Source organism: Streptomyces poonensis, assembly GCF_014650915.1.
Lineage (GTDB): Bacteria > Actinomycetota > Actinomycetes > Streptomycetales > Streptomycetaceae > Streptomyces > Streptomyces poonensis.
Window position 1 is genome coordinate 213,856 of the sequence record NZ_BMVW01000004.1, and the last position, 26,161, is coordinate 240,016.

Genomic DNA, 26,161 nt, shown 5'->3' on the forward strand with positions numbered 1-26,161 from the left:
CCGCTCAGGAGGCGGCCCGCACCAGCGCCCGCATCACCCGCGTGTCCTCACCCATCTCCGGATGCCACTGGACGCCCAGCACCCAGCCGGGCCCCGGCAGCTCGACCGCCTCCACGGTGCCGTCCGCCGCGTACGCCGACGGCCGCAGCCCTTCGCCGAGCCGGTCCACCGCCTGGTGGTGGTACGTCGGCACCGACGCCTCCTCGGCCACGATGTCCGCGTACCGGGAACCCGGCACGGGCTTCACCGTGTGCCGGCCGAAGACGCCCACCTCGGTGACGTGGCCGTCGAGGTGCTGGACCAGCGTCCCGCCGAGGGCGACGTTGAGGAGCTGCATCCCGCGGCAGATGCCCAGGAGCGGGGTGCCCACGGCCAGCGCGGCGCCGATCAGCGCCAGCTCCCACGCGTCGCGCTCGGGCGCGGGCGGTCCGGTGCGCGGGGAGCGTTCGGCGCCGTACCGGGGCGGGTCCACGTCCGGGCCGCCCGCGATGACCAGGCCGTCGAGGCGGGCGACGGCCTCGGCCGCGTACGCGGGGTCGTCCGGCGGCAGCAGCGCGGCGAGTCCGCCCGCCGCCCGGACGAGCCGCGGATACCCGGCCGGCAGCAGGGCCGCCTCCAGCTCCCACACCCCCCAGCGCGCGGCGGGCTCCAGATACGTGCTCACACCGATCAGCGGCCTGGCCACCTGCTGCTCCTCGTGTCGCCCAGGGTCCTGAGGGTTTCAGTCCCGTGCCAACTCTGCCTCGGCGGCCGCCAGCGCCGCGAACTCCTCCTCCGGCGCCTTCGCCACCAAGCGCCTGCGGCTGTAGAGCCCGAAGTACGCCACCGCCACCGCGTACACCGCGAGCGCGATGAACGCCGCGGTCACGTCCACCAGGAAGGTCGCCACCAGCGCCGCGCAGGCCAGGACCAGGGCCACGGAGGAGGTCAGCGCCCCGCCCGGCGTACGGTACGGACGCTCCAGGTCCGGTTCGCGGCGCCGCAGCACGATGTGGGACAGGGACATCAGCGCGTAGCTGATCGTGGCCCCGAAGACGGCGATGTTCAGCATGCGCGCACCGTCGCCCGTGCCCGCCGCCAGCGCGAAGCCGATCGTGCCGGGTACCAGCAGCCCCAGGTAGGGGGCCTTGCGGCGGCTGGTGAGCGACAGGAAACGGGGGAGGTACCCGGCCCGGGAGAGGGCGAACAGCTGGCGCGAGCCCGCGTAGATGAGGGAGAAGAAGGACGCCACCAGACCGGCGAGGCCCGCATAGTTGACGACCCGGCTGAGCGCCGTGGCCTCACCGTCCGGCTGAAGGGCTTCCACCAGCGGGTTCCCGGCCTCCTGGACGGCGGCCGAGCCGCGCGCACCGGCAGCGGCGAAGAAGGTCACCACGGCCAGCACTACAAGGATGCCCATCGACCAGCGGATCGCCCTCGGCAGCGTACGGGCCGGCTCCCGCGTCTCCTCGGCGGCGAGCGGCACGCCCTCGACGCCCAGGAAGAACCACATGCCGAACGGGAACGCGGCCCAGATCCCGAGCAGCCCCATGGGCAGCCAGGAGTTCGCGCCGAAGGCGTCCGGGTCGACCGGGATGTCGTCCAGGGACGAGGCGTCGAAGTCCGCCAGCGCGCCCACGGCGAAGACGACCAGGGCGGCGACCGCGATCCCGGTGACGACGAAGCTGAAGCGCAGCGCCTCGCCGACGCCCCAGAGGTGGATGCCGAGGAAGACGACGAAGCAGACGAGGTACACCGGCCAGCCGGACTCCAGGCCGAACAGGCCCAGCGACTCGACGTAGTCGCCGATGAAGATGACGATGGCGGCGGGCGCGAGGACGTACTCGATGAGGATCGCCGTACCGGTCAGGAACCCGCCCCAGGGGCCGAGCGCCCGGCGCGCGAAGCCGTAGCCGCCGCCCGCCGTGGGCAGGATCGCGGACAGCTCGGCGAGGGCGAACACCATGCAGGCGTACATGGTGCCCATGAGGACCAGGGCGATGCCGAGGCCGCCGAAGCCGCCCTCGGCCAGGCCGAAGTTCCAGCCCGAGTAGTCGCCGGACACGACGTAGGCGACGCCGAGCCCGGTCAGCAGCACCCAGCCGGCGCTGCCCCGGCGGAGTGTCCTGCGCTGCAGATAGGGGTCCGAGGGCTCGGAGCTTTCCGAAGGCATGGCGCGGCTCCCCCACTCAATGGAATGGATGCATACCTTTGCGCTGCCGGTCAGGGGAAGGCAATACCCGTGCGTTAAGCATGCGTAAATCCATTCCCCTACGGAACCTGCCCGCCGCTCACCCCAGGAACCCCCGCAGCAGCGCCGCCGTCCCCCCGCAGTGCTCCCGCATCATCTCCCGGGCCCCGTCCGCGTCCCCGTCCAGCACCGCCCCGACGATCGCGGCGTGCTGCCGCTGCGAGTGCTCCAGGTTGCGCACCAGGAGGGGTATGCAGTCGAGCAGGTCGTTCACCTGTGCGCGGACGGCCGCGTACTGGGCGGTGAGCGTCGGCGATCCCGAGAGTTCGGCGAGCGTGAGGTGCAGCAGCGTGTCCGCGCGCCGGTACTCCGCCAGGGGCGCGTCGTGCGTGCTCCGCAGCGCGTCCCGCAGCCGGGCGGCGCGCTCGTCGTCCAGCCCGTGCGCCGCGCACAGCCCGGCCGCGCCCACCTCCAGCACCTCCCGGAACCGCAGGACGTCCTCCAGGTCCACCCCCTCCACCCGGCGGCGCAGTTCGTCCTCGCCGGGAGCCTGGGAGCGGGGCAGCACGAAAGTGCCCCCGTACCGCCCGCGCCGCGCCTCCAGCAGACCCTGGTCCTGCAGCACCTTGAGCACCTCGCGCAGCGTCACCCGGCTGATGCCGAGACGGTTCGCCAGGTCCCGCTCGGCGGGCAGCCGCTCGCCTCCGGGGACCAGGCCGAGCCGTACGACCTGGAGGATCTGCTCCAGCGCCTCCTCGAAGCCGTTGCCGGCCCGTACCGGCCGCAGCACCGGCGTCAGCCGGTCGTCCGTCTCCCGTGTGCCCGGCTGCGGCATCCCGCCGTGCCCCCTTCCCAAGCAATGGTTCCCGGCAATACCTTATGGCCCCTGGTCCTCGGCCGGCCGAAGGAGGCTCTCCCCGTGGCAGACCGCACACCCCCGCTCGGCGTCGAGGAACTGCACGCCCTCGTCGCGGGCGGTGAGATCGACACCGTCGTGCTGGCCTTCCCCGACATGCAGGGCCGCCTCCAGGGCAAGCGGTTCGCCGCCCGGTTCTTCCTCGACGAGGTGCTGGAGCACGGCACGGAGGGCTGCAACTACCTCCTCGCCGTCGACACCGAGATGAACACCGTCGACGGGTACGCGATGTCCTCCTGGGAGCGCGGTTACGGCGACTTCGCCATGCGCCCCGACCTCGGCACCCTGCGCCGCGTCCCCTGGAACGAGGGCACGGCCCTGGTCATCGCCGACCTCGCCTGGAACGACGGCTCCCCGGTCGTGGCCGCGCCCCGGCAGATACTGCGCCGCCAGCTCGACCGGCTCGCCGGGCACGGCTACACCGCCCGGGTCGGCACGGAGCTGGAGTTCATCGTCTTCAAGGACACCTACGAGCAGGCCTGGGACGCGGACTACCGCGGCCTGACCCCGGCCAACCAGTACAACATCGACTACTCGGTGCTGGGCACCGGCCGCATCGAGCCCCTGCTGCGCCGCATCCGCAACGAGATGGCGGGCGCCGGGCTGACGGTCGAGTCGGCGAAGGGCGAGTGCAACCCCGGACAGCACGAGATCGCGTTCAAGTACGACGAGGCCCTGGTCACCTGCGACCAGCACGCCGTCTACAAGACCGGCGCCAAGGAGATCGCCGCCCAGGAGGGCGTCTCGATCACCTTCATGGCCAAGTACAACGAGCGCGAGGGCAACTCCTGCCACATCCACCTCTCGCTGGCGGACACGGACGGGAACAGCGTCATGGCCGACGAGGGTTCCGGTCCCGGTCCCGGTCACGGCCACGCCATGTCCCCGGTCATGCGCCACTTCCTCGCCGGGCAGCTCGCCGCGCTCCGCGACTTCTCGCTCCTCTACGCGCCGGGCATCAACTCGTACAAGCGCTTCCAGCCGGGCTCCTTCGCGCCGACCGCCGTCGCCTGGGGGCACGACAACCGCACCTGCGCCCTGAGAGTGGTCGGCCACGGCCGCTCCCTGCGCTTCGAGAACCGGCTCCCCGGCGGCGACGTCAACCCGCACCTCGCCGTCGCCGGGCTGGTCGCGGCCGGGCTGTACGGCATCGAGCACGAGCTGGAACTGCCGGACCCCTGCCCCGGCAACGCGTACACGGGGGAGTACGAGCACGTGCCCACCACCCTGCGCGAGGCCGCCGGGCTGTGGGAGCACAGCCCCATCGCCCGCGCCGCCTTCGGGGACGAGGTGGTCGCGCACTACCGCAACATGGCGCGCGTCGAGCTGGAGGCCTTCGACGCCGCGGTGACCGACTGGGAGCTGCGCCGCTCCTTCGAACGCATGTGAGGTTCTGTACGTGTCGTACGAGCACGAGCTCCAGGTACTCAACCCCGCCACCGAGGAGGTCGTCGCCACCGTCGCGGCCGCGGGCCCCGAGGACGTCGGCGCGGCGGTCACGCGGGCCGCGCGGGCGCAGGCCCAGTGGGCCGCACTCGCGCCCGGCGACCGCGCCCGGCTGCTGCGCCGCTTCGCCGCAGCCGTGGACGACCACGTCGAGGAACTGGCCCGGCTGGAGGTCCGCGAGGCCGGCCACACCCTCGGCAACGCCCGCTGGGAGGCGGGCAACGTCCGCGATCTGCTCGATTACGCGGCCGGGGGAGTGGAGCGCCTGACCGGCCGCCAGATCCCGGTGCCGGGCGGCATCGACGTCACCTTCCTCGAACCCCTCGGGGTGGTCGGAGTCATCGCGCCCTGGAACTTCCCCATGCCCATCGCGGCCTGGGGCACCGCCCCCGCGCTCGCGGCTGGCAACGCGGTCCTCCTGAAGCCCGCCGAGACGACCCCGCTCACCGCCCTGCGCCTCGCCGAACTCGCCCTGGAGGCGGGCCTGCCCGAGCACCTCTTCCAGGTGCTGCCGGGGGAGGGGCCGGTGGCGGGGAACGCGCTCGTCGAGCACCCCGGCGTCGCGAAGATCGCCTTCACGGGGTCAACGGCTGTGGGCCAACAGGTGTGGGCGAGAAGCGGGGCCCACCTCAAGCGCGTCACCCTCGAACTCGGCGGCAAGAGCCCCAACATCGTCTTCGCCGACGCCGACCTCGAGGCCGCCGCCACCAGCGCCCCCCTGTCCTTCCTCGACAACGCCGGCCAGGACTGCTGCGCCCGCACCCGCATCCTCGTCCAGCGCACCGTGTACGACCGCTTCCTCACCCTCCTCGCACCCGCGATCGAGTCCGTCGTCGTCGGTGACCCGGCGGACGAGAGCACCCAGATGGGCCCGCTGATCTCCGCGGCCCAACGGGAGCGCGTACGGTCGTACGTCCCGCCGGACGCCGAGGGCATCCGCGGCAAGGCCCCCGAGGGCCCCGGCTTCTGGTTCCCGCCCACCGTCCTCACCGGAATCGAACCTCACGCGCGCGTGGCCGTCGAGGAGGTCTTCGGGCCGGTCGCCGTCGTGCTGCCGTTCGAGGACGAGGCCGAGGCGGTACGGCTCGCCGACGGCACCCCGTACGGCCTCTCCGGCTCGATCTGGACCCGGGACGTCGGCCGCGCGCTGCGCGTCTCCCGGGCCGTCCGCGCGGGCAACCTGTCCGTCAACTCCCACGCGAGCGTCCGCTACTGGACCCCCTTCGGCGGCTTCAAGCAGTCGGGCATCGGCCGCGAACTCGGCCCGGACGCGCTCACCGCCTTCACCGAGACCAAGAACGTCTTCATCAGCACGGAGGGCTCCGCACAGTGACCGAAGGCAAAGTGACCGGAGAGAACATCTGCCGCCGGCTCGTCGGCCGCACCGCCGTCGTCACCGGCGCCGGCAGCGGCATCGGCCTCGCCACCGTCCGCCGGCTCGCCTCCGAGGGCGCGCACGTGGTCTGCGGCGACGTGGACGAGGAGCGGGGCAAGGCGGCCGCGGAGGAGGTGGGCGGCCTGTTCGTGAAGGTGGACGTCACCGACCCCGACCAGGTCGAGGCGCTGTTCGAGGCGGCGTACGACACGTACGGCAGCGTCGACGTCGCCTTCAACAACGCGGGCATCTCACCGCCCGACGACGACTCCATCCTGACCACCGGCCTGGAGGCCTGGAAGCGGGTCCAGGAGGTCAACCTCACCTCCGTGTACCTGTGCTGCAAGGCCGCCCTGCCCTACATGCGGCGCCAGGGCAAGGGCTCGATCATCAACACGGCCTCCTTCGTGGCCCGCATGGGCGCGGCGACCTCGCAGATCTCGTACACGGCCTCCAAGGGCGGCGTCCTCGCCATGTCCCGAGAACTGGGTGTGCAGTTCGCCCGCGAGGGCATCCGCGTCAACGCGCTCTGCCCCGGGCCGGTGAACACCCCCCTCCTCCGGGAGCTCTTCGCCAAGGACCCCGAACGGGCCGCGCGCAGGCTGGTGCACATCCCGCTCGGCCGGTTCGCGGAGGCGGAGGAGATCGCCGCGGCGGTCGCGTTCCTCGCCAGCGACGACTCCTCCTTCGTGAACGCGACCGACTTCCTGGTGGACGGCGGGATCTCGGGCGCGTACGTCACGCCCCTGTAGAGCCGCCTGTGGACCTGTGGAAATGCCCTAGAGGAAGGTGCGCCCCTCACCGCGGTACGTCGGCACGGTCGCCGTCACCTCGTCGCCCGACACCAGGTGCAGCGCGTCGAACCGCTCGCACAGCTCCCCGGCCTTCGCGTGCCGGAACCACACCTTGTCGCCGATGAGCAGGTCGTCCGCGGGCGCCCCGAGCAAGGGTGTCTGCACCTCGCCGGCGCCCTCCTGGGCGTCGTACCGGAGCCCTTCCGGCAGATACGGCACCGGCAGCCGGTCGCGGCCCGCGGCGCCCGAGGCCGGGTAGCCACCGCCGAGCACGGTGACGACCCCGACGCCCGGCCGGCGCACGACGGGCTGTGCGAAGAGCGCCGCCGGGCGGCCGGTGAACGACGTGTAGTTGTCGAACAGCCGCGGCACGTACAGGCCCGACCCGGCGGCGATCTCGGTGACGGCGTCCTCCGCGGCGGTGTGCTGCACACTGCCCGTGCCGCCGCCGTTGACGAACTCCAGGTCCGGCGCCACGGCCCGGACCGCACGCACCACTTCGGCGCGCCGCTGCGCCAGTTCCCTCTTCGCGGCGGCCTGCATCAGCCGGACCGCCCGCGAGCGCAGGGGCCGCCCGGCGACCGCGTCACCGACCCCGGCTATGTGCCCCTCGTACGCCATGATCCCGACCAGCCGGAACCCCGGCCTCCGGGTGATCGTCCGGGCCAGCTCGGCGACCTCGGCGGGGGAGTGCAGCGGGGAGCGCCGGGCGCCCACGCGCACGCGCCCGCCGAGCAGCCTGAGGGAGGTGTCCAACTCCAGGCAGACCCGGACGACTTCGCGGCCGCCCTGCCGCGCCTCGTCGATCAGCCGCAACTGGGCGGGGTCGTCGACCATGACGGTGACGGCGGCGGCGAGCTTGGGATCGCCCGCCAGTTCGGCGTAGCCCGCGCGGTCCGCCGACGGATACGCGAGCAGCACGTCGCCGAAGCCGGACCGGGCGAGCCAGAGGGACTCGGCGAGGGTGAAGGACATGACGCCCGCGAAACCCTCGCGCGCGAGGACCCGTTCGAGGAGTGCCCGGCAGCGGACGGACTTGCTGGCCACACGGATCGGCTTGCCGCCGGCCCTGCGGTGGAGGTCGTCGGCGTTCGCGTCGAACGCGTCCAGATCCACGATCGCGCAGGGCGCGTCGAGATGAGCGGTGGCCCGGTCGTAACGGGCCCGGTCAGCGGCACGGCCAGTCATGAACGAAGCCTGCCAGACCGGATTACCGCAGGGTAGGGGGACGTTCCGGGCAGATGCCCCGGGCAAGCGGACTGGTTCCCTCTGGGCCCGCGTCAACCCGTAGAGTGACGCGAGCGCGGGGGACGACCCCTGGCCGGGATGGCGACGCGCCGCCACGGGTACGGATGCCCGGGCGGACCCCCCGGACGGGCCGGCCCCCGGGTGAGGGCCGCTCTCCATGGGCGGCCGGACGCCTCGACGGACTCCGGGGCGACCCGGGTACGAGAAAACGGGGGGTGCAGGAACATGGAAGCGCGCCGTGCCTCCATCCCTCCGCGCCCGACGACTCCGCCGCGCCCTTCGACGCCCCCGCACACGGCCGACCCGGCGGACGACGTCACCGTGGGCCCCGCCGCACCGGAGGACCGCACCGCGAGGACCGCTCCGGCGGGCAGCGCGGTGACAGGGGGCGCGACTCCGCACGGTACGCCGGCGAACAGCCCGTCGCCCGGCGGGACACCGCCCCCGCCGGCCGCGCGGCCAGCGGACGGCGCGCCCGTACCTCCGCGCCCCGCCCACCGGCCGCCGCAGCCGGGCCACCCCGGCCCCGGCCGGACCTCCGCTCAGGACACCGCCCCCGTCACGCCGCCCCCGCCCGCGGCGACCGCACGCTTCCCGGACGGGCCGCCGCCCGCCACGGACGACGCACACCGCTCGGCCGCCGGGACCGCCGGCCCCGCCCCCGCTCCGGGCCGAGGACACGGGAGCGAGCCGGTACCCCGGCCGGTCCCCCTCCCGGCCGGCGAGCCGACGGTTCGGCCGGGTTCCTTCCCGGCCGACGAGCCGACGGCACGGCTGACCCCCCTCTCCGCCGACCGGCCGGCCGGCGACGGCTGGGCGCCCCCCGCGGCCCCGGCCCCCTCCCGGCGTACCGCCGAAGCGCTCGGCCGGGTACTCGGCCCGCGGCCCGGAGGACGCCCCTACGTCACGCTCGCGCAGCCCGACATCCACCACAGGGAGACCCGCCGCGACGGCGCCGGACGGCGGCCCGGCCGGGCGCGCGTCGTGACGGCCACCGCCTGCGTCGTCCTCGGTCTCGGGCTCATCGGCGGGGCGGCGGCCGGAAGCTGGCTGGCCGGGGACGCGGACGCGGCCGGGGACCGCGGCGGCTTCGCCGCGGCCGGGGAGCTGTGGCACAGCGCGCCCGTCGACGAGCTGTTCCCGCCGACCGTCGAGGGCGAGGGCGCGGGCCCCGGGGGCGCCGACCGGACCTGGACGCGGATCGCCGTGGCGCCCGACAGCGGCTGCGCCGACGCCTTCGACCCGCTGCTGCGCAAGGCCCTCGGCCCCGTCGGCTGCGCCCGTCTCCTGCGTGCCACCTACACCGACTCCACCCACAGCTACGTCACCACCGTCGGCCTGCTCTTCACGAAGGCCGACTCCGCCGCCATGACCGCGCTGAAGACACAGTTCCGCACAGAGGGCCTCGACCGGCGGACCGACCTGATGCCCCGCCCGTACGCCGCCCGGAACACCGTCGCGGCCGGCTTCGGCGACGACCAGCGTGCCTCCTGGGCCCTGTCCGTCCTCACCGACGCACCGGTCGTCGTGTACGCCGTCTCCGGGTTCGCCGACGGCCGCACCGTCACCGAGCCGCAGCCCGCCGAGGAGGCCATGAAGCCCGACGCCACCACCGCCCCCGCCCAGTCCGGCCTCGGCCACGAGGCGCGGGGCCTCGCCGACCGCGTGGAACGCGGACTGCGCAGGACCGTGTCGGCCGACGGGCAGTCCTCGTGAGCGCGGCACCGCGCCGGGGAGCCGCCCTGCTGAGCGTCCTCCTCGCCGCCACCCTCGCCCTCCTCCCGGCCACCGCCGCCCACGCCGACGGCATCCGCGGCAAGCAGTGGGCCCTGGCGGCCATGCACACCGAGGAGGCCTGGCGGACCACGAAGGGCGCGGGCATCACGGTGGCCGTCCTCGACACGGGCGTGGACGACGAGCACCCCGACCTCAAGGGCAACGTGCTGCGGGGCAAGGACCTGGTCGGCTTCGGGGCGGGCCGGGGCGACAGCGCCTGGGCCAACCACGGCACCGCCATGGCCGGCATCATCGCCGGGCACGGACACGGCGCCGGCAACGCGGACGGCGTCCTCGGTATCGCCCCGGAGGCCAGGATCCTGCCCGTCCGGGTCATCCTGGAGGACAAGGACCCCGCGCGCGGCGAGGCCCGCAAGACCCGCGGCAACGCCCTCGCCGAGGGCATACGCTGGGCCGCCGACCAGGGCGCCGACATCATCAACCTCTCCCTCGGCGACGACTCCGAGTCCGCCCACCCCGAACCCGCCGAGGACGCCGCCGTCCGGTACGCCCTGGAGAAGGGCTCCGTCGTCGTCGCCTCCGCCGGCAACGGCGGCGAGAAGGGCGACCACATCTCGTACCCGGCCGCCTACCCCGGTGTGATCGCCGCGACCGCCGTCGACCAGTACGGCACCCGCGCCTCCTTCTCCACCCGCCGCTGGTACGCCACCGTCAGCGCGCCCGGCGTCGACGTGGTCATAGCCGACCCCGACGGCGAGTACTACGAGGGCTGGGGCACGAGCGCCGCCGCGGCGTTCGTCTCCGGCGCGGTCGCCCTCGTCCGCGCGGCCCACCCCGGCCTGACCCCCGCGCAGATCAAGCGGCTCCTGGAGGACACCGCCCGCGACGTCCCCGCCGGCGGCCGCGACGACTCCCACGGCTTCGGCTTCGTCGACCCGGCCGCCGCGATCGAGAAGGGCGCCGGCGTCAAGCCCGAGAGACGGACCGCGGCGGCGTACGGCCACAAGTACTTCGGCCCGGGCCCGGACCCGGCCGGGAGCGGCGGCGACGCGTTCGACTGGGCGGCCCCGGTCGCGGGCGGCCTCGGCGTCCTGCTGCTCGGCACGGCGGTGGTGGTGTGGCGGGGCCGCGACCGGCGGTACGCCGACGCCCCCCGGCCCGGCGCCCACTAGACCGGCTACTCCCCGGCGCCGTCGCCCGTGACCACGGGCACCGCCGCCCGCGCCGCCGCCTCGACCAGCGCGATGCCCTTCGCCTTCGTGGTGCTGCCCCGCGACAGCACCGCGACCAGACAGTCGTCCCCGTCCACGGTGACCCGGCCGATGCTGTTGACCACCCACAGCCCGGTCGTACTGCGCGGCAGCCACCCGTTCTTCAGGGCGAACCCCGCCCCGGCGGTGCCGGCGGCCGACACTCCCCAGTCCTGGTCCTCGACGACACGGCCCATCAGTCCCTGGAGATACGCGCGCGAGGCCTCACCGAGCTCCGACTCCGCGGCGTCCCCGAATATCTGCCGGAGCAGGACCAGCTGATCGGCCGCCGTCGTCTGGGTCAGCCCCCAGAGCATGCCCTGCCCGCCCTCGGTGCCGGTCAGCCCGAAGCGCTCGTTCGCGGCGTCCAGTCCGGCCGCCTGGCCGATGGTCCGCCACAGCGCGCTCGCGGACGCGTTGTCGCTCTCCTCGATCATCGCGGCGGCGTACTCCCTCTCCTGCGCGGTGAGCGTCCGCCCCGCGTCCTCGGCCTGCAGCAGCAGCGCCGCCAGGATGTCGGCCTTCACGATGCTCGCCGTGTCGAACGGCGCCGTCCCGTACGCCGCGCTCCGCCCGGACGCCGGATCCAGCACGGCCACGGACATCTCGGCGCCCTCCTCCACCGCCACGCCCTTCAACGCGATCGCGAGCAGCTCGTCCCGGTCCACTTCGGGCGCCGCCACAGGTTCCACCGAAGCCTCCTCCACCGCCGATGCCGCCGACGACGATACGGTGCCGTCCCCGCCGTGCGCCTGCCCCTTGACGTACCAGGTCCCGGCGGCCGTGCCGCCCAGCACGACGGCGGCGGCCAGCACGGAGCACAGGAGGCGGCGTCGCCGGACGGGACGGGCGCGGCGGCGGGCACGGCGAGAAGACATGGGGCCGATGCTGGGGGCCCGCCCTGTGCGGTTGATGGGACGTACGTGAGACGCGGGTCAGCGGACGCTGAGAATCACGTGAGCGCGGCGCACGGCGCGTTCCCGGGCCGGGCGAAGCGCGGGAGGCATGCCCCGATAGGGTCGGTGACCGTGGCGAACAAGAACATTCCCGACCCCGGTTTCGCGAACGACGACGGATCCGCCGATCCCCGGCTGAGCGCGGCGCTCGCGGCCTGGGCCGAGGACCGCACGGCTGTGCGGCCCGTCCTGGAGGCCCTCGAGGGCGCCCGGCTGCTCGTCCCCGTCGTCGCCGTGCTGGGCGAGGTCGAGGAGGACGAGAACGGGCTGCGCCGCGAGAAGACCAGCGACATGGCCGTACCGACCCTGAAGGCCGGCAGCCGCACCGCCCTGCCCGCGTTCACGTCCACCGACGCGCTGGCGCTCTGGGACCCCGCGGCCCGCCCCGTCGCCGTACCCCTGCACCAGGCGCTCCAGGCGGCCGCGCACGAGAAGGCCGACACGGTCGTGCTGGACCTGGCCGGGCCGGTGCCCTTCGAACTGACGGGACCGGCGCTGCTCGCGCTCGCCGAGGGGCGGACCACGACGGATCCGCTCGCCGACCCCGCCGTGGTCGAGGCGGTGCGCGCCGCCGTCGCCGCCGAGCCCGCCGTGCTCCGCGCCCACCTCGGCCCCGGCCGGGCGGACGGCACGCTCGCCCTCGTCCTGGACCCGTCCGCCGCCCAGGCCGAGTCGGCCCGCGCGGTCGCCGAGCGGCTCGCGGCCGACGAGACACTGCGGGCCCGCCTGGTGCGCGGCCTCGACCTGGCACTCCTGCCGGCCGGGACGACGCCACCGGGCGAGCCCTTGTACGTACGTCAGTGATCCTGAAGGGACCTCGGGCGGACTAGCCGAACACCGGCCCCGTGTACTTCTCACCGGGGCCCTGGCCCGGCTCGTCCGGAACGATCGACGCCTCGCGGAACGCCAGCTGCAGCGACTTCAGGCCGTCGCGCAGCGGCGCCGCGTGGAAGGAGCTGATCTCGGTCGCGCTCGCGTCGAGCAGGCCGGCGAGGGCGTGCACCAGCTTGCGGGCCTCGTCCAGGTCCTTGTACTTGTCGCCCTCCTCGGTCAGACCGAGCTTCACGGCGGCGGCGCTCATCAGATTGACGGCGACCGTCACGAGCACCTCGACCGCCGGGACCTCCGCGATGTCGCGGGTCATGTCGTCGAAGTCGGGGGCCCCGGAGGCGTCCGAGGGGGTTCCGGCGGAGTCCTTACGGGTCTCAGCGGGGTCCGAGGGGGAGGTGTCACTCATGCCTCACACGATAGGCCCCGCGCGGGGCGCGCCCGTGCCCGGGAGGCGCCCGCACGCCGGTTCGCACCCGCCCCGGTGAGCTGCTAACCTTGGGTGACGACCGGCCGGACACACCTGGTGCCCGGCCCGCAAGTGGAGGCTCCGAACTCCCACCTGACCGCCCTCCGGGACGGCAGGTCACCGGTCAGGCGCCCCACCGTTCCGTACGGACGGTGGAGTCGCCCGATGCGCGCCCCGCGGCCGACCGCGGCGGTGCTCCGGCAGTCTTGGAGCCCCGCCTGTGTCCCGTCCGGGGCATTTTTCATGCGCCGCGATGGTTGGTCCCTATGTCAGCCAGACATACGCGGCGGTCCGCCAGACCGCCGTGGGGTGCTACCGAGGAGGATCCATCAGCGCCGAGCCCCGCATCAACGACCGGATTCGCGTTCCCGAGGTGCGACTTGTCGGTCCCAGCGGCGAGCAGGTCGGGATTGTCCCGCTTGCCAAGGCCCTGGAGCTTGCGCAGGAGTACGACCTCGACCTGGTCGAGGTCGCGGCGAACGCCCGTCCGCCCGTGTGCAAGCTCATGGACTACGGGAAGTTCAAGTACGAGTCGGCCATGAAGGCCCGTGAAGCGCGCAAGAACCAGGCGCACACGGTCATCAAGGAGATGAAGCTCCGGCCGAAGATCGACCCGCACGACTATGACACCAAGAAGGGTCACGTCGTCCGGTTCCTCAAGCAGGGCGACAAGGTCAAGATCACGATCATGTTCCGTGGTCGCGAGCAGTCCCGGCCCGAGCTGGGCTACCGACTGCTGCAGCGTCTCGCGGAGGACGTCCAGGACCTCGGTTTCGTCGAGTCGAACCCGAAGCAGGACGGCCGGAACATGATCATGGTTCTCGGTCCGCACAAGAAGAAGACCGAGGCGATGGCCGAGGCCCGCCAGGCGCAGGAGGCCCGCAAGGCGGAGGCGAAGGCCAACCCCGGCCGCTCGCAGAACCCCGCCGACGAGGCGCCCGCCGAGGCTCCGGCCGAGGCGTCCGCCGAGGCCTGACCCGGGACGCGAGTCCCAGGAGTCCCCGGACGCGCGTTTCGGGGGTGTCAACCGATAGACAGGACGTTCCGACGTGCCCGGTTTCACGACCGGGCACCGGAGCGCCACGACGAGGAGAGAACGGCGCTATGCCGAAGAACAAGTCGCACAGCGGTGCCAGCAAGCGCTTCAAGATCACCGGCTCCGGCAAGGTGCTCCGTGAGCGCTCCGGCAAGCGCCACCTGCTCGAGCACAAGTCGTCCCGTGTGACGCGTCGCCTCACCGGCAACGCCGAGATGGCCCCGGGCGACGCCAAGAAGATCAAGAAGCTTCTCGGCAAGTGACGTCCGGCGCCTCGTGCGCCGTACGTCAGGACCGGGACCCATTCGTTTCCGGGCCGCGTGACGACCACCGCGGCCCCGCTACAAGGAGTTAACAAGTGGCACGCGTCAAGCGGGCAGTCAACGCCCACAAGAAGCGCCGGGCGATTCTCGAGCAGGCCTCCGGCTACCGCGGTCAGCGCTCGCGCCTGTACCGCAAGGCCAAGGAGCAGGTCACCCACTCGCTGGTCTACAACTACAACGACCGCAAGAAGCGCAAGGGCGACTTCCGTCAGCTGTGGATCCAGCGCATCAACGCCGCTGCCCGCGCCAACGGCATGACCTACAACCGCTTCATCCAGGGTCTGAAGGCCGCGAACGTCGAGGTCGACCGCAAGATCCTGGCCGAGCTGGCCGTCAACGACGCGGGCGCGTTCGCCGCGCTCGTCGAGGTGGCGCAGAAGGCGCTGCCGAGCGACGTCAACGCGCCGAAGGCCGCGTGACGCTGCGCTCGCTCTAGAGCCGACGAACACGGACCCGCAGGCCGCACCGGCCTGCGGGTCCTGTTTGTGTCCGCGATGTCTGTCGTGCCTGCCGTGTCTGTCGTGACCGCCGTGTCCGTGAACCGCTGAACCCCAAGGTGAACCGCATGCCCCCCGCCACCCCCGAGCTGATCTCCCCCCGCTCTCCCCGTGTCCTGGCCGCGCGGCGGCTGGCCAAGCGGAACTTCCGGGGCAAGGAGCGGCTGTTCCTGGCCGAGGGACCGCAGGCCGTCCGTGAGGCGGCGGCGCACCGGGTGGACGGCGCGGCCGGCCTCGTCGAACTGTTCGCCACCGTGGAGGCCGCGGAGCGGTACGCCGACATCGTCGGTGAGGCCCGTGCCGCCGGAGCCCGGGTGCACCTCGCGGCCGAGGAAGTGATCGCGGACATCTCCACCACCGTGACCCCGCAGGGGCTGGTTGGCGTCTGCCGGTTCCTGGACACGCCCTTCGAGGAGATCCTCGCGGCACGGCCCAAGCTGGTCGCCGTCCTCGCCCACGTACGGGACCCCGGCAACGCCGGCACCGTGCTGCGCTGCGCCGACGCCGCCGGGGCAGAGGCCGTGATCCTCACCGACGCCTCCGTCGACCTCTACAACCCCAAGGCCGTACGGGCCTCCGTGGGCTCCCTCTTCCATCTGCCCGTCGCCGTCGGGGTGCCCGTCGAGCAGGCCGTGGCGGGGCTGCGGGACGCCGGTGTACGGGTCCTCGCCGCCGACGGTGCGGGGGTGCACGACCTCGACGAGGAACTGGACAAGGGCACCATGGGCGGGCCGACCGCCTGGGTGTTCGGCAACGAGGCGTGGGGGCTGCCCGAGGAGACCCGGGCGCTGGCCGACGCCGTCGTGCGCGTGCCGCTGCACGGGAAGGCGGAGAGCCTGAACCTCGCGACCGCCGCCGCCGTATGTCTCTACGCGTCGGCCCGTGCGCAGCGCGGTTCCGGAGGGTGCCGTTCCGTCGCCGGTGGCTAGTAGGGTGACGGGCCCGGGGAATCTCCCCAGGCTCTCGGCCTCGTACGGGCGGGCGAGCAGGGAGGTGCCCCGGAGGCCGGAGGAGAGGTGGGGACACGGGCATGAGCGTCGGCACCAGCAGAGCACCGGGTGCGCAGGACGTGCACGCCGGGACCACGGCCCGGCACGGTGACCTCGCCGGCCACGGCATCGTCCCCGACGACCTCCCGGACGGTCTCGTCGTCGCCGACGAGCACGGCCGCGTCGTCTGCTTCAACGCCGCCGCCGAACGCATCACCGCCGTCCCCGCCGCCGACGCCCTCGGGCGGCGGCTGGAGCAGGCACTGCCGCTGGAGGACCTGGAGGGCCGCCGCTGGTGGCAGCTCACCGATCCGTACGGCGGCCTCGCCATCCGCGTCGGACAGCCCGAGCGGAACCTGCTGCTGCCCGGCGGGCGCGAGGTGCTCGTCTCGGCGCGCTATGTGCGCGCCCGGCCGACCGGCCCCGTCCGCCGGGTCGTCGTCTCCCTCCGCGACACCGAGGCCCGCCGCCGCACCGAGCGCAGCCACGCCGAGCTGATCGCCACGGTCGCCCACGAGCTGCGCTCGCCGCTCACCTCCGTCAAGGGCTTCACCGCCACCCTGCTCGCCAAGTGGGAGCGGTTCACGGACGACCAGAAGAAGCTGATGCTGGAGACCGTCGACGCCGACGCCAACCGCGTCACCCGGCTCATCGCCGAGCTGCTCGACATCTCCCGCATCGACTCGGGACGGCTGGAGGTGCGCCGCCAGCCCGTCGACATCGGCGCCGCCGTCGGCCGCCACATCCAGGCGTACGTCGCCGCCGGCCAGCCCGCCGACCGGTTCCTGCTCCGGGTCGAGCAGCCCCTGCCCGCCCTGTGGGCCGACCCGGACAAGGTGGACCAGGTGCTCAGCAACCTGCTGGAAAATGCCGTGCGCCACGGCGAGGGAACTGTCACGATCGACATCACGCCCACGGCGTCCCCGCGCGAAGGCGAGTACGTCGGAAACACAGCTACGTCGGTCACGGTGAGCGACGAGGGGCCCGGCATCCCGGAGGAGTCCATGAACCGCGTCTTCACCCGCTTCTGGCGGGGCAGCAAGCGCGGCGGCACGGGCCTCGGGCTGTACATCGTCAAGGGCATCGTCGAGGCCCACGGCGGCACCATCACGGTCGGCCGCGCCCCGAGCGGCGGCGCCGAGTTCCGATTTACCCTGCCCGTGAGCGCCCCGGCGTATCTGTGACGCCGGCGGGGCCACGGGCTTCTCCGCTCCCCATGTGAGCACCCCCACACGAGTGCCCCCCGCACGTCCGCCCCGGCCCGGCGCCCGAGCCGTCCGGTCCCGCGGGCGGGGGCGCCCGTCCGGGGAGCCGCTCCCACCCCGTTAGACTCGGCCTTTGGCACCTTTGCGTCCAGCAGTCGAAGACGGTCGTCAGCGCGAGGCCGCGCCCACGAGTCGCGACGGGACCTTCAGCCAGCCAACCGGAAGCACGGGAAGAGATGTCGGCACCCAATAAGTCGTACGACCCTGTCGAGGTCGAGGCGTTGAAACCGGAAGAGATCGAGCGCATGCGGGACGAGGCGCTCGCCGCCTTCGCCGCCGCGGACTCCCTCGACGCGCTCCAGGAGGCGAAGGTCGCCCACACCGGCGGTACCTCGCCGCTGGCGCTGGCCAACCGCGAGATCGGCGCGCTGCCCCCGCAGGCCAAGGCCGAGGCCGGCAAGCGGGTCGGCATGGCCCGTGGCGCGGTGAACAAGGCCCTCGCCGCGCGCCAGGCCGAGCTCGAGGCGGAGCGCGACGCGCGCGTACTGGTCGAGGAGGCCGTGGACGTCACGCTGCCGTACGACCGCGTGCCCGCGGGCGCCCGGCACCCGCTGACCACCATGATGGAGCGGGTCGCGGACGTCTTCGTGTCCATGGGCTACGAGATCGCCGAGGGCCCCGAGGCCGAGGCGGAGTGGTTCAACTTCGACGCCCTGAACTTCCTCCCGGACCACCCGGCCCGGCAGATGCAGGACACCTTCTTCGTCAAGGGCGCCGAGGGCACCGACGGTGACGAGTCCGGTGTCGTGCTGCGTACGCACACCTCCCCGGTGCAGGCCCGTGCCCTGCTCGACCGCGAGCCGCCCGTGTACGTGGTGTGCCCGGGCCGCGTCTACCGCACCGACGAGCTCGACGCCACGCACACGCCGGTCTTCCACCAGATCGAACTGCTCGCCGTCGACGAGGGCCTGACCATGGCCGACCTCAAGGGCACGCTGGACCACATGGTCCAGTCGTTGTTCGGCACGGACATGAAGACCCGGCTGCGGCCGAACTTCTTCCCGTTCACCGAGCCGTCCGCCGAGATGGACATGCTCTGCTACGTCTGCAAGGGCGCGTCCGTCGGCAACCCCGACCGGCCCTGCCGCACCTGCTCCAGCGAGGGCTGGATCGAGCTCGGCGGCTGCGGCATGGTCAACCCGCGGGTGCTCGTCGCCTGCGGCGTCGACCCCGAGAAGTACAGCGGCTTCGCCTTCGGGTTCGGCATCGAGCGGATGCTGATGTTCCGCCACAACGTCGAGGACATGCGAGACATGGTCGAGGGTGACGTCCGGTTCACCCGGCCGTTCGGGATGGAGATCTGATGCGGGTCCCGCTTTCTTGGCTGCGGGAGTACGTCGACCTGCCGGCCACCGAGACCGGCCGTGACGTGCAGGCCAAGCTCATTTCGGCGGGCCTCGAGGTCGAGACCGTCGAGCAGCTCGGCGACGGCCTCAAGGGCCCCCTGGTCGTCGGCCAGGTGCTGACCATCGAGGAGCTGGAGGGCTTCAAGAAGCCGATCCGCTTCTGCACCGTCGACGTCGGCACCGCCAACGGCACCGGTGAGCCCCAGGAGATCGTCTGCGGCGCCCGCAACTTCGCCGTCGGCGACAAGGTCGTCGTGGTCCTCCCGGGCGCCGTGCTCCCCGGTGACTTCGCGATCGCCGCGCGCAAGACGTACGGCAAGACCTCGCACGGCATGATCTGCTCCAGCGACGAGCTGGGCATGGGCGACGACGGCACCAAGGGCATCATCGTCCTGCCGCCCGAGACCGAGGTCGGCCGCGACGCCATCGAGCTGCTGGAGCTGGTCGACGAGGTCCTCGACATCGCCGTCACCCCGGACCGGGGCTACGCCCTGTCGATGCGCGGTGTCGCCCGCGAGACCGCCACCGCCTACGGTCTGCCGCTGCGCGACCCGGCGCTGCTCGACGTCCCGGGCCCGAACGCCTTCGGCTACCCGGTGCAGATCTCGGACCCGATCGGCTGCGACCGCTTCACCGCCCGTACGGTCAGCGGCCTGGAGCCGGAGGCCCGCTCCCCGATCTGGCTGCAGCGCCGGCTCCAGAAGGTCGGCATGCGCCCGATCTCGCTCGCCGTCGACGTCACCAACTACGTGATGATGGAGCTCGGCCAGCCGCTGCACGCGTACGACCGCAGCCTGGTGCAGGGCCCCATCGGGGTCCGCCGTGCCGAGCAGGGCGAGAAGCTCACCACCCTCGACGGCGTCACGCGCACGCTGGACGCCGAGGACCTGGTGATCACCGACGAGCGCGGCCCCATCGGCCTCGCGGGCGTGATGGGCGGCGCCAACACCGAGATCGCCGACGACACGGCCGCTCCCACCATCGATGTGGTGATCGAGGCCGCGCACTTCGACGCGGTCTCCATCGCGCGTACGGCCCGCCGCCACAAGCTGTCCTCGGAGGCGTCCCGCCGCTTCGAGCGCGGTGTCGACCCGCAGGCCGCGGCCGCCGCCGCGCAGCGCACCGTCGACCTGCTGGTGCTGCTCGCGGGCGGCACCGCCGACGCCGGTGTCACCGAGGTCATCGCGCCCTCCGCGCCGCACACCATCACGATCCCCGCGGACCACCCGGACAAGGTCGCGGGTGTCGCGTACGGCCGCGAGACCGTCGTCCGCCGGCTCCAGGAGATCGGCTGCGACGTGTACGGGCAGGACGAGCTGATCGTCACCGTGCCGTCCTGGCGGCCCGACCTGACCGACCCGAACGACCTGGCGGAGGAGGTCATCCGCCTGGAGGGCTACGAGAACCTGCCCTCCACGCTGCCCAAGCCCCCCGCCGGCCGCGGCCTGACCCGCCGGCAGCGGCTGCACCGCCGGGTCGGCCGCGCCCTCGCCGGCGCCGGGTACGTCGAGGCCCTGAACTACCCGTTCATCGGCGAGCAGGTCTTCGACCAGCTCGGACTGGAGGCCGACGACCCGGCCCGCCGCGTCGTGAAGCTGGTCAACCCGCTCAGCGACGAGGAGCCCGCGCTCCGTACGACGCTGCTGCCGGGCCTGCTCGGCGCGCTGCGGCGCAACGACGGCCGGGGCAGCCACGATCTGGCGCTGTTCGAGACGGGTCTGGTCTTCCACCCTGCGGGCGAGGAGCAGCGCGTCGCACGCCGGCTCCCGGTCGACCGGCGCCCCACCGACGAGGAGATCGCGGAGCTGACCGCCGCGCTGCCCGAGCAGCCGCGTCATGTGGCCGTCGTCCTCGCGGGCGCCCGTGAGCAGTCCGGCTGGTGGGGCAAGGGCCGCCCGGCCGACTGGGCCGACGCGGTCGAGGCCGCCCGGACCGTGGCCCGTGAGGCGGGTGCCGAGCTGATCGTCCGGAACGGTCAGTACGGGCCGTGGCACCCCGGCCGGTGCGCCGAGCTGGTGGTCGTCGTCGACGGCGCCGAGCGGGTCGTGGGCCACGCCGGCGAGCTGCACCCGCGCGTCCTCAAGACCCTGGGCCTGCCCGCGCGCACCAGCGCGATGGAGCTGGACCTGGACGCGCTGGAGCAGGCGGGCGAGGAGATCTCGCCGGCTCCGCGCATCTCCGCCTACCCGGTCGCCACCCAGGACGTCGCCCTGGTCGTCGACGCGTCGGTGCCGCAGACGGACGTCGAGGCCGCGCTGCGCGAGGGCGCCGGAGAGCTGCTGGAGTCCATCCGGCTGTTCGACGTCTACGAGAGCGCGGAGCAGCTCGGCGAGGGCCGGAAGTCCCTCGCGTACGCGCTGCGCTTCCGTGCCGCCGACCGCACGCTGACCGTCGACGAGGCCTCCGCGGCCCGCGACGCGGCCGTCGCGCTGGCGGGCGAGCGGACGGGCGCCGTGCTGCGGGGCTAGCTCCGCCGGTTCACCTGGCACTACGCGGGGGACTGCGGGCCGGTTACGGCAGCTGAGGCTGTCCGTGGCTGGTCGCGCAGTTCCCCGCGCCCCTTTCGGGGCGAGACGTCTCGCCTCTGGTTCCTCACCAGTCACCTCACTCATTCGGGTGACAAGTCAGGGCGATTCGGTCTCTTCGGGGCATGTGGTCGGCACAATCAGACCGGCCTCTCAAGGCCGTCTGCGCGCTGTCAGGGCTTACATGGGGGGCCATCGGCATGATCCGTCTCAAGGCTGGAGCTCCGCGCAGGGCGAGGCCCCGGACGTACCGCTCGCCCTGTGCCGCCCACCGGCGTCCGGTCCGCGTGGCGCTCGCCCTGGGGCTGCCCACGGCGTGGGGCACCACGGCACTCACGTACAAACTCGTCTGTCCGCTGGCGCAGCAGGACGGATGGGGAGCGCGGATCGTCACCGGCGCCGTGTTCTTCGCCGTCGGCACCGGTCTGATGCTGCACGTGAGGTGGGCGCTGCTCAGGGAGCTGCGGCAGGCGCGTGCGGCGGCCGGGGCCGTGCACAGGGCGCTGCTGCGGCCGCTGCCCGCCCGGATCGACGGGCTGGCCACCGCCGCCGTCCAGCTGTCCGCCGACCGCGGCGCCGGGGTCGGCGGGGACCTCTACGAGGTGATCGCCACCGACCAGGGCGTGCGGGTGGTGGTGGGTGATGTGCGCGGCCACGGGATCGCCGCCGTGGGGACCGTCGCCGCCGTGCTCGGCTGCTTCCGCGAGGCCGTCCACGACGAGGACGAGCTCGCCCGGGTGCTCCGGCGGCTCGACCGGGCCCTCGACCGTCATCTGCGCGAGCGGGCCAGGGCCGAGTTCTCCGCCGTGGGTCCGCACGCGCCGGACGCGGTGGATCCCGACAGCACGGTCGCCGAGGAGTTCGTGACCGTGCTGCTGCTGGAGATCCGGCGCGACGGCGAGGTACTCGCGCTGAACTGCGGCCATCCCTGGCCCTATCTGCTCGCGGCGGACGGCGCCGTGCGCACCTTCGGCGGCGGCGACCCCCTGCCCCCGCTCGGGCCGTTCCCGCTGCCCGCCGAGCTCCCGGCCACCGACTGCGGTCCGCTGCTGCCCGGCGAGGCGCTGTTCCTGCACACCGACGGCGCCGAGGACGCCCGGGACGCGCACGGCCGGTTCTTCTCCCTGCCCGCCGTGCTCGCCGAGGCCGTGCGCACCCGGCCCCTCACCCCCTGCTCCGTACTGCGGGCCGTGCTCACCCAGCTGCTGCGGCACACCGGCGGGCGGCCCGCCGACGACGTCACCCTGATGGTGGTCGGCAACGACGGGCACCGAGGCCGGCAGTCCGGCCCGGCCGTGGCCCATCGCGTCACCTGACCCGGCCGGCACGGCGGCGCCGTCCACCCCGCCGCGGAGTTGCCGGGCAGGCGGCCGGGCGGACGGCGCTCGACCGGGCCGCCGCACTTGTACGAGGGGGAGCCGGCGGCCCGGCCGGCCTCTTGCGGGGAATTTCAGTCAACCGGGCCGAAAACCCGCGCGACAGTGCGCGCACCACCCGGATTCGGGCACTCCGTTCACACCCCGTGTGAACAGGACGGCGGTAATGACCGGAAAAGCATTAATCTGGTCGCACCGAGTAACGGGAGGGCCCCATGCTGCCCAACACTCTGCTCGACGCCATCCTCGACGAAGCAGGGATCTCCCACGCGGGCCTCGCGGCCCATGTCAACCATGCGGGACGCGCCCGCGGTCTGTCGCTCAGATACGAGCACACCGCCGTGGCGCGGTGGCTTAAGGGCCAGCGCCCGCGCGGCCAGGTGCCCGACCTGATCTGCGAGGTGCTCGCGGCCCGGCTGCACCGTACCGTCACCCTCGACGACATCGGCCTCGGCGTGCCCGGCGAACCGGCCGCCCCGCACGGCTCCTCGCTCTCCGGTTTCGTCGAGCGCGCCACCGCCCTGTGGCGCTCCGACGAGCAGCAGCGCCCGCACATCCTCGGCGCCCAGGCCGTGACCGGCACTCCCGCGGTGATGCCCGTGTGGGAGTGGGAGAACCCGCCCGAGGACACGGACGTCTCGCGCGGCGGCCGGCACCAGGTCACCCCCGCCGACATCGAAATGCTGCGCGCGGCCCGCGCCCACTACGAGCAGCTGTACCGCAAGGCGGGCGGCGTGGCGACCCGCGCGCGGATCGTCGGCTTCCTCAACGCCGAGGCGGCGCCGCTGCTGCGCGGCGGCTACGCCGACGCCACCGGCCGCCAGCTCCACCGGGCCACCGGCGGGCTGGTCGCCGTCGCCGGCATCTGCGCCTACGACTCCGACGCCCACGGGCTCGCCCAGCGGTACTTCCACCAGGCCCTGCGGCTCGCCAAGGCCAGCGGGGACCGGGGGCTCGGGGCATACGTGATCGCGCTGCTCGTCAACCAGTCGCTGTACATGAAGGACTACCGGCAGGCCGTCGCCTTCGCCGAGGCCGCGCTGCGCGCCGCCGGCCGGCACATCACCCCGGCGCTCGCCTCGGACCTGTACGCGATGCAGGCGAAGGCGTACGCGCACCTGGGCGACGGCACGAGCGCGCTGTCCTGCATCCGCCGTGCCGAGCGGGCCGCCGAGCGCATCCGGCGCGGTCACGAGCCGGACGAGACCGGCTATGTCCAGCCCGGCCTGGTCAACGTACAGGTGGCGGAGGCCCTGCTGAGCCTCGGCGACCTGGCGGCCGCGGCCGAGCACGCCGACGCCGCGGTGCACACCCCGGCGCACGACCGGGGGCGAGTCCACCGGCTCGCCATGCTCACCCAGATCGAGCTGCGGCAGGGCAACGCCGACAGGGCGGTGGTCGCCGCCGTCCGGATGGCCGAGCAGGCCCGGGGGATGGAGTCCCAGCGGCTGCGCGACAGACTGCGGGCGGTGCGCGAGCACCTGGTGCGGAGCGGTTGCGCGGGGACGGCCGAGGCCGCCGAGCTCATCGACGGGGCGCTGCGCGTACCCCTGTAGACGGTCCGTACCCGGTCCGGACGGCGCCCGCCGGGCGCCGGACATGCCACTTCGCGCCCACTGCCGTACGCGAGCGGCCCCCATGTGCCACTTCTGCGCGCCTGCTGTTGGGGAACTCCTGCTGCGATATTGCCGCTTACCCGTCGGAAGGTGGCAGAACCGTGCAGTGGACGAAACTGAACGAACAAACTGTGTATGAGAATCGCTGGTTCAGCGTCAATCTCGCCGATGTCGAGCTGCCGGACGGACGGCACCTCGACCACTTCCTGATCCGGCTGCGCCCCGTGGCCGTGGCGACCGTCGTCAACGAGGCCAACGAGGTGCTGCTGCTGTGGCGGCACCGCTTCATCACCGACAGCTGGGGGTGGGAGCTGCCCGCCGGTGTCGTCGAGGACGGCGAGGACATCGCCGCGGCGGCCGCCCGCGAACTGGAGGAGGAGACCGGCTGGCGGCCGGGACCCCTGCGTCACCTGATGAGCGTCGAGCCCTCCAACGGGCTCACCGACGCCCGGCACCACATCTACTGGGCCGACGAGGGAGAGTATGTCGGCCACCCCGTGGACGACTTCGAGTCGGACCGCCGGGAATGGGTTCCCCTCAAACTCGTTCCCGACATGGTCGCCCGCGGTGAGGTTCCGGCCGCCAACATGGCGGCCGCTCTGCTCCTCCTGCACCATCTCAGGCTCGGGCAGGACGCCTTGCCCTGATCCCGCGGCGTCCGGTCAGGTCATCGGCCCAGAGCCTGCCAGACCGCCACGACGAGCGCGCCCACGGCCGCCAGCGCCGCCACGGTGGGCAGCGGCCAGCGGGTGTGCTCGAGAGCGGCGATCCGGGCGTTCAGCTCGTCGATCTCCTTGGCGTTCTGTTCGGCACGGTGACTGAGCAGGGTGAGTCCTCCCTCGACGTGGGCGTGTCCCACGTCGAGGCGCCGGCGTAACTCCGCGAGTTCACCGTGGACCACGGGCTGCTCGATGTCGGTGGCCACGTGCCAGCTCCTTTCTGTAGTCGGCCATCGGTTCGATGTGCACTCACAGTGAAACCCGCCTGGTGGACATGTGGGGAGCGTGTGTACGGGGTGTATGCGTGCCCGGTGCGCACACGGTGTGTGAATGCCGTGGGCCCGGCACTCGGGGGAGTGCCGGGCCCACAGGGACGGACGACCACGCGCCGTGGTCAGGGGTACGTGTAGAACCCCGACCCCGTCTTCCGGCCGAGCCGGCCCGCGTCCACCATGCGCTGGAGCAGCGGGGGAGCGGCGTACAGCGGCTCCTTGTACTCCTCGTACATCGAGTGCGCCACCGAGGCCACGGTGTCCAGGCCGATCAGGTCGGACAGCTTCAGCGGCCCCATCGGGTGGGCGCAGCCCAGCTCCATGCCGTTGTCGATGTCCTCGCGGCTGGCGATGCCCGACTCGAACATCCGGATCGCGGAGAGCAGGTACGGGATCAGCAGCGCGTTGACCACGAAGCCGGAGCGGTCCTGGGCGCGGATCGCGTGCTTGCCGAGCACCTTCTCGGTGAACAGCTGGGCCCGGCTGAGCGTGCCCTCGGAGGTGGTGAGCGCCGGGATCAGCTCGACCAGCTGCTGCACGGGCGCCGGGTTGAAGAAGTGGATGCCGATGACCTGGTCGGGCCGGGAGGTGGCGACGGCCAGCTTGACCAGGGGGATCGAGGAGGTGTTGGAGGCGAGGATGGCGTCCGGGCGGGTCACCACCTGGTCGAGCACCTGGAAGATCTCGGTCTTCACCTGCTCGTTCTCGACCACGGCCTCGATCACCAGGTCACGGTCGGCGAACTCGCCGAGGTCGGTGGTGAAGGACAGCCGGGCCTGGGTGGCGTCCCGCTCCTCCTCGGTGATCTTGCCGCGCTCGGCCGCCTTGGACAGGGAGGTGAACAGCCGGGTACGGCCGATCTCCAGGGCCTCGCCGGTGGTCTCGGCGACCCTCACATCCAGACCGGCACGCGCGCACACCTCGGCGATGCCCGCTCCCATCTGGCCGCAGCCGACCACTCCGACGCGTTCGATGTCGGTCACATCGTCCCTTTCGCTGCACTGGACT

The 26,161-nt window shown here is 73.1% G+C and carries 24 protein-coding genes; 16 read left to right on the plus strand and 8 right to left on the minus strand.

From position 1 onward, the window contains the following. Positions 1–4: 4 nt before the first annotated feature. The 3 genes from IE242_RS13775 to IE242_RS13785 all read right to left on the minus strand — a co-directional run bounded on the left by IE242_RS13775 (position 5) and on the right by IE242_RS13785 (position 3,005). Positions 5–685: a gamma-glutamyl-gamma-aminobutyrate hydrolase family protein gene (locus tag IE242_RS13775; protein WP_189858864.1), complete on the minus strand. Its 681-nt coding sequence runs from the start codon at positions 683–685 to the stop codon at positions 5–7. Positions 686–721: 36 nt separating this feature from the next. Then, the gene (eat, locus tag IE242_RS13780) at positions 722–2,152 is read right to left on the minus strand and encodes an ethanolamine permease (RefSeq protein WP_189858866.1); all 1,431 of its coding nucleotides are present in this window, start codon (positions 2,150–2,152) and stop codon (positions 722–724) included. A 118-nt stretch (positions 2,153–2,270) separates the two neighbouring features. After that, positions 2,271–3,005 carry a FadR/GntR family transcriptional regulator gene (locus tag IE242_RS13785; protein WP_189858868.1) on the minus strand — a complete coding sequence of 245 codons (735 nt, stop codon included), beginning with the start codon at positions 3,003–3,005 and terminating at the stop codon, positions 2,271–2,273. Positions 3,006–3,089: 84 nt separating this feature from the next. Here IE242_RS13785 and IE242_RS13790 point away from each other — a divergent pair, with 84 nt between their 5' ends. The 3 genes from IE242_RS13790 to IE242_RS13800 are packed head-to-tail and all read left to right on the plus strand — an operon-like array spanning position 3,090 to position 6,659. Next, on the plus strand, positions 3,090–4,475 hold the full coding sequence (locus tag IE242_RS13790; RefSeq protein ID WP_189858870.1) for a glutamine synthetase family protein: 1,386 nt from the start codon (positions 3,090–3,092) through the stop codon (positions 4,473–4,475). A gap of 10 nt (positions 4,476–4,485) precedes the next feature. Beyond that, entirely contained in the window at positions 4,486–5,865 is a 1,380-nt protein-coding gene (locus tag IE242_RS13795) for an aldehyde dehydrogenase family protein (protein ID WP_189858872.1), read from the plus strand. A gap of 11 nt (positions 5,866–5,876) precedes the next feature. Continuing rightward, positions 5,877–6,659, plus strand: a complete 783-nt coding sequence (locus IE242_RS13800) for a 3-oxoacyl-ACP reductase (protein ID WP_189859256.1) — start codon at positions 5,877–5,879, stop codon at positions 6,657–6,659. 27 nt (positions 6,660–6,686) lie between these two features. On the opposite strand, the gene IE242_RS13805 is transcribed toward IE242_RS13800, so the two are convergent. Next, the gene (locus IE242_RS13805) at positions 6,687–7,889 is read right to left on the minus strand and encodes an amino acid deaminase/aldolase (protein ID WP_189858873.1); all 1,203 of its coding nucleotides are present in this window, start codon (positions 7,887–7,889) and stop codon (positions 6,687–6,689) included. Between the two features lie 285 nt (positions 7,890–8,174). On the opposite strand from IE242_RS13805, the gene IE242_RS38825 reads away from it, so the two are divergent. Together IE242_RS38825 and mycP are read left to right on the plus strand one after the other, a co-directional pair. Next, positions 8,175–9,665: a hypothetical protein gene (locus IE242_RS38825; protein ID WP_308436765.1), complete on the plus strand. Its 1,491-nt coding sequence runs from the start codon at positions 8,175–8,177 to the stop codon at positions 9,663–9,665. After that, the gene (mycP, locus tag IE242_RS13815) at positions 9,662–10,858 is read left to right on the plus strand and encodes a type VII secretion-associated serine protease mycosin (protein ID WP_189858875.1); all 1,197 of its coding nucleotides are present in this window, start codon (positions 9,662–9,664) and stop codon (positions 10,856–10,858) included. The genes IE242_RS38825 and mycP overlap by 4 nt, the downstream gene beginning before the upstream one ends. Positions 10,859–10,863: 5 nt before the next feature. Here the strand turns inward: mycP and IE242_RS13820 are convergent, their stop codons facing one another. Next, positions 10,864–11,814 carry a serine hydrolase gene (locus IE242_RS13820; RefSeq protein ID WP_189858877.1) on the minus strand — a complete coding sequence of 317 codons (951 nt, stop codon included), beginning with the start codon at positions 11,812–11,814 and terminating at the stop codon, positions 10,864–10,866. 150 nt (positions 11,815–11,964) lie between these two features. Between IE242_RS13820 and IE242_RS13825 the strand changes: the two genes are divergently transcribed. Beyond that, on the plus strand, positions 11,965–12,696 hold the full coding sequence (locus IE242_RS13825) for an SseB family protein (protein ID WP_189858879.1): 732 nt from the start codon (positions 11,965–11,967) through the stop codon (positions 12,694–12,696). Between the two features lie 22 nt (positions 12,697–12,718). Here IE242_RS13825 and IE242_RS13830 read toward each other — a convergent pair whose 3' ends face one another. After that, entirely contained in the window at positions 12,719–13,129 is a 411-nt protein-coding gene (locus IE242_RS13830) for a DUF1844 domain-containing protein (protein ID WP_189858881.1), read from the minus strand. A 364-nt stretch (positions 13,130–13,493) separates the two neighbouring features. On the opposite strand from IE242_RS13830, the gene infC reads away from it, so the two are divergent. From infC to IE242_RS13880, 10 genes are all read left to right on the plus strand, one after another. Next, entirely contained in the window at positions 13,494–14,165 is a 672-nt protein-coding gene (gene infC / locus IE242_RS13835; protein WP_189859260.1) for a translation initiation factor IF-3, read from the plus strand. 128 nt (positions 14,166–14,293) lie between these two features. Then, positions 14,294–14,488, plus strand: coding sequence for a 50S ribosomal protein L35 (gene rpmI, locus IE242_RS13840; protein ID WP_030577024.1), 195 nt, complete (start codon positions 14,294–14,296; stop codon positions 14,486–14,488). A gap of 95 nt (positions 14,489–14,583) precedes the next feature. After that, entirely contained in the window at positions 14,584–14,967 is a 384-nt protein-coding gene (gene rplT, locus IE242_RS13845) for a 50S ribosomal protein L20 (RefSeq protein ID WP_003989074.1), read from the plus strand. 146 nt (positions 14,968–15,113) lie between these two features. Beyond that, positions 15,114–15,974 carry a TrmH family RNA methyltransferase gene (locus IE242_RS13850; RefSeq protein WP_189858882.1) on the plus strand — a complete coding sequence of 287 codons (861 nt, stop codon included), beginning with the start codon at positions 15,114–15,116 and terminating at the stop codon, positions 15,972–15,974. 101 nt (positions 15,975–16,075) lie between these two features. Further along, entirely contained in the window at positions 16,076–17,218 is a 1,143-nt protein-coding gene (locus IE242_RS13855; protein WP_189858884.1) for a sensor histidine kinase, read from the plus strand. A 257-nt stretch (positions 17,219–17,475) separates the two neighbouring features. Then, positions 17,476–18,603, plus strand: a complete 1,128-nt coding sequence (gene pheS, locus IE242_RS13860; protein WP_189858885.1) for a phenylalanine--tRNA ligase subunit alpha — start codon at positions 17,476–17,478, stop codon at positions 18,601–18,603. Further along, positions 18,603–21,113 carry a phenylalanine--tRNA ligase subunit beta gene (gene pheT / locus IE242_RS13865; protein WP_189858887.1) on the plus strand — a complete coding sequence of 837 codons (2,511 nt, stop codon included), beginning with the start codon at positions 18,603–18,605 and terminating at the stop codon, positions 21,111–21,113. The genes pheS and pheT overlap by 1 nt, the downstream gene beginning before the upstream one ends. 257 nt (positions 21,114–21,370) lie before the next feature. Next, the gene (locus tag IE242_RS13870; RefSeq protein WP_189858889.1) at positions 21,371–22,486 is read left to right on the plus strand and encodes a PP2C family protein-serine/threonine phosphatase; all 1,116 of its coding nucleotides are present in this window, start codon (positions 21,371–21,373) and stop codon (positions 22,484–22,486) included. A gap of 275 nt (positions 22,487–22,761) precedes the next feature. Next, complete coding sequence (locus IE242_RS13875; protein ID WP_189858891.1) at positions 22,762–24,102, plus strand: NsdA family TPR-like regulatory protein; 1,341 nt, start codon at positions 22,762–22,764, stop codon at positions 24,100–24,102. Between the two features lie 161 nt (positions 24,103–24,263). Then, a complete protein-coding gene (locus IE242_RS13880) occupies positions 24,264–24,809 on the plus strand; it encodes an NUDIX domain-containing protein (RefSeq protein WP_189858893.1) in 546 nt (181 codons plus the stop codon). Positions 24,810–24,829: 20 nt separating this feature from the next. Here the strand turns inward: IE242_RS13880 and IE242_RS13885 are convergent, their stop codons facing one another. Both IE242_RS13885 and IE242_RS13890 read right to left on the minus strand, forming a co-directional pair. After that, complete coding sequence (locus IE242_RS13885) at positions 24,830–25,087, minus strand: hypothetical protein (protein ID WP_189858895.1); 258 nt, start codon at positions 25,085–25,087, stop codon at positions 24,830–24,832. 188 nt (positions 25,088–25,275) lie between these two features. Further along, on the minus strand, positions 25,276–26,136 hold the full coding sequence (locus IE242_RS13890; RefSeq protein WP_189858897.1) for a 3-hydroxybutyryl-CoA dehydrogenase: 861 nt from the start codon (positions 26,134–26,136) through the stop codon (positions 25,276–25,278). Positions 26,137–26,161 lie beyond the last annotated feature (25 nt).